Here is a 3,753-nt window from a genome sequence, read left to right on the forward strand (position 1 = left end):
AAACTCTGGCGAATGTTGTGAACCCCCCACCGTTGTTGTCATAGCTCCAGCTGCCCCCCCCGCCCCCCACCCCCCGGCCCCCCGGGCCCCCCCCCCCCCCGGGGGGGGGCGCCGCTGTCCATCCCCCCACCGGTCACGCAGGAAGCAAGGGATCGGTCATGCCCGCCACCGCACCGCCACCGCACATCGGTGAACCGCTCGATCCGCTCCCCCGGGAGTTCGCCAATCTGATGAGGCCGGAGATCCCGGGGCTCATCAAGGAGATCGGCGTCGAGGTCCAGCGGACCTACCCCGTGTACGCCCACCTCTTCAACGGGCCCCACTCGGACGCCATCCGGCAGGGCGTCGAGCAGGCCCTGGCGGCCTTCGTGGAACGGGTCGCCGATCCCGGCGCCAACTCGGCCCTCCGGGACGAGCTGCTCCGCAAGTTCGGCCGGGTGGAGGCGTACGAGGGCCGTGACCTGGAGACCCTCCAGGGCGCCTACCGGCTCGGCGCCCGGATCGCGCTGCGGCGGGCGAAGAGCATCGGACGCACGTACAACCTCTCCCCCACCCTCATCCTCGCCTTCGCGGACGCCCTCTTCGCCTACGTCGACGAGCTGGAGTCCCTCTCCCGCGAGGGGTACGTGATGGTCCAGGCGCGTGCGGTGTCGGACGTGGCGGCGCTGCGCCGACAACTGCTCTACCTGGTCGTCGCGGGGCCGCCGCTGCCCCGGGCCACCATCGCCGAACTGTGCCGGGAGGCCTCCTGGCAACTGCCCGAGGAGTGCACCATGGTCGCCCTGCGGCCGCCGGTCGCCGAACTCGTGCAGGCGGGGCTCGACCGGGACGTCCTCGCCGACCTCACCCTCCCTCAGCCGCACCTGCTGATCCCCGGGCCGCTCACCCCCGAACGCCTGGAGATGCTCGACGCCGCACTGGCCGGAACCCCGGCCTGTATCGGCCCGACCGTCCCTCCCTCGCAGGCCGCCCACTCCGTCCGCTGGGCCCGGCGGGTCCTCCAGCTCGTCGACGACGGCATCGTGCCGGACGCCCCCCTCGTGCACTGCGAGGACCACCTGACAACGTTGTGGCTCTTGTCGGACCCGGCGCTGGTGGCCCATCTCACCCGGCGTGAACTGGCCCCGCTCGACGGCCTGTCGGGCTCCCGGCGCGACCGGCTGATCGAGACCCTGCGGGTCCACATCTCCACCCGGGCCCCCGCCGAACAGGTCGGCGAGATGCTCGGCGTGCACGCCCAGACCGTGCGCTACCGGCTGCGGAACCTGGACGGCCACTTCGGCGACCGGCTCGTCGACCCCGACCACCGGTTCGCCCTGGAGGCGGCCCTGCGCTCGCTCCACCTCCAGGCGGGGAAGCACACCGACACGGACTGAGCCCTACGGCGGCGGGACCGGCCGGAGCCGGGTCCCGCCCCCGCTCTCGGGCCGCCCCCACCGCCAGACCGTCCCCGCCGCCGGACCGTCCCCGCCGCCGGACCGACCTCGCCGTCAGACCGACCGCCGTCCGACCGTCCCGCCGTCAGACCGTCCTCGCCCGCAGCACACAGCGGGCCGGGCCCTCCACCTGGAGGGTGATCGCGGAGCCGACCGGGACCTCCCTGTCGATGGCCTCGAAGTCGTACCGCTGGAGGATCATCGCCAGCGCCACCCCCGACTCCAGCATCGAGAAGTGCTGCCCGATACAGGCACGCGGACCGCCACCGAAGGGGAACCACGCGTACCGGGGGCGGGCCGCCTCCGCCTCGGGCGTGAAGCGGTCCGGGTCGAAGCGCTCCGGGTCCTCCCAGTAGTCCGGGTGCCGGTGGGTCACCCAGGGGGCCACGATGACGTCCGCCCCGGCCGGGATGGTGACGCCGTCGACACAGGTCTCGGCGACGGCGCGGCGCCCGATGACCGGGGCCGCCGGGAAGAGCCGCATCGCCTCCTTGAGGACACGGGTGACGTAGGGCAGGGCGTCGAGGTCGGCGGCGCCGGGCTCCCGGCCGCCGAGCACCCGGTCGACCTCCTCGTGGGCCCGCTTCCGCGCCTCCGGGTGGAGGGCCAGGAGGTGCAGCGCGAAGCCGAGCGAGGTCGCGGTGGTCTCATGGCCCGCGAGCAGGAACACGAGGACCTGCTCGCGCAGTTCGTCCGCGTCGAAGCTGCCGTCCTCGGCGCTCTCCGCCGCGACGAGGAGGGTGAGGAGGTCGTCGCCCTCCTCGGGGTCCCGCCCGGAGTCGCGGCGCCCGGCGATGATCCGGTCGCACACCTCGTACAGCGCCCGGTGGACGTCGGCCGCGCGGCGGTTGGCCGGAGTGGGCCAGCTCCGGGGGACGTTGAGCGGGGAGTAGCCCCGGCGGAGCACATAGGCGCCCAGCTCGGGGAAGCTGCTCTCGACGATCTCGACGGCCTCGTCGACGTCCGTGCCGAAGAGGATGCGGGCCACGGAGCGCAGCGCGAGACGGGTCATCTCCTGGAGGACGTCGACGGATTCGGCGCCGCTGTCCCGCCATTCCCCGACGAGGGTGCTGACCTCGGCCGCGATGGCCGAGGCGTAGCCGTCGACCCGGCGGCGGGTGAAGAGGGGCTGGACGAGCCGCCGCTGCCGCAGGTAGTGCTCGTCCTGGCTGGTGAGCAGGCCGTTGCCGAAGGACTCGCGGATCTCCTGGTAGAAGTTGTTGTCCTTGCGGAAGTTGGCCGATTCTCCGGCCAGGACCTGCTGGGCGCCTTCGGCGGAGAAGACGCCGTAGACGGTGGAGCGGATGCCGGGCGGCCCGGCGGTGATCCGTACGACGTCGCCGTACTCGCGCCGGGCGCGCAGGAAGGTGCCCAGCGAGTCGCTCTTGAGGTCGGACAGGGAGCCGAGCAGCGGATGTCCCGCGACTTCGGGTGCTTCGGTGCCGGTGGTGACGGCCATGGAGGTTCCCCCTCGATCGTCGATGTGCGCAGCGATTGTCCCTCAGGGAGCTGCTCGTGGGGAGAGTCGCCCGAACGCCGGACCGGTTCCCGCCGGTTGCCGGGAGGCGGTGGTTGTCAGTGGTGTCTGGGAGGCTCGTGTCATGGAGCGACCCGTGCCGCCCGAGCGGCCTGAGATGACCCTGCAGCTCACGATCGACTGTGTCGACCCCCAGCGCCTGGTGCCCTTCTGGCTGGAGGCCCTGCGGTACGTGCCGGAGCCGCCGCCCGCCGGACACGGGACCTGGCGGGCGTACTGGGAGGCGATCGGCGTCCCGGCGGAGGAGCTTCCGGAGGGCTCGGGCGAGCTGCCGGAGTCCCTGGTGGACCCGAAGGGCGTGGGTCCGCGCGTCTGGTTCCAGGCGGTCCCCGAGCCGAAGACCGGGAAGAACCGGGTCCATCTGGACCTCAAGGTCGGTGGTGGCCGGGACGTCCCCCTCGCCCTGCGCCGGGAGCGGGTGGACGGCGAGGTGGCCCGGCTGACGGCTCTCGGCGCCCGGGTGCTGTACGCGATGGACGAGCCGGACGGCATGGACTACTACGCGGTGGTCCTCCAGGACCCGGAGGGCAACGAGTTCTGTCTGGTGTGACCGGACGGAAACGGGGGGGCGGCCTGCCCGGCTGACCGGACCGCGCGGCTACCGGACCGGTCGGGAGCGCCCCCGGTCGGGGGGGGGGGGGGGGGGGGGGGGGGGGGGGGGGGGGGGGGGGGCCCCCCCCGGGGCGGGGCGGGCGGGCCCGGGGGGGGGGGGGGGGGGGGCGGGGGGTGGCGGCCTGGCTGAGCGGCGCGAGCAGTCCGAGCGCCAGACAGGACGTGACG

At 73.8% G+C, this 3,753-nt stretch carries 3 protein-coding genes; 2 read left to right on the forward strand and 1 reads right to left on the reverse strand.

Going from position 1 to position 3,753, the window contains the following annotated elements:
• Positions 1-158: 158 nt before the first annotated feature.
• On the forward strand, positions 159-1,376 hold the full coding sequence (locus ACIRQY_RS17225; protein WP_403926280.1) for a helix-turn-helix domain-containing protein: 1,218 nt from the start codon (positions 159-161) through the stop codon (positions 1,374-1,376).
• A gap of 145 nt (positions 1,377-1,521) precedes the next feature.
• Here the strand turns inward: ACIRQY_RS17225 and ACIRQY_RS17230 are convergent, their stop codons facing one another.
• Positions 1,522-2,895: a cytochrome P450 gene (locus ACIRQY_RS17230; protein WP_403926282.1), complete on the reverse strand. Its 1,374-nt coding sequence runs from the start codon at positions 2,893-2,895 to the stop codon at positions 1,522-1,524.
• 142 nt (positions 2,896-3,037) lie between these two features.
• Here ACIRQY_RS17230 and ACIRQY_RS17235 point away from each other — a divergent pair, with 142 nt between their 5' ends.
• Positions 3,038-3,523 (forward strand): VOC family protein, encoded by a 486-nt coding sequence (locus tag ACIRQY_RS17235; RefSeq protein ID WP_403926285.1) that lies wholly within the window; start codon positions 3,038-3,040, stop codon positions 3,521-3,523.
• Positions 3,524-3,753: the final 230 nt, after the last annotated feature.

This window comes from Streptomyces sp. NPDC101490, from assembly GCF_044767145.1.
Classification (GTDB): domain Bacteria; phylum Actinomycetota; class Actinomycetes; order Streptomycetales; family Streptomycetaceae; genus Streptomyces.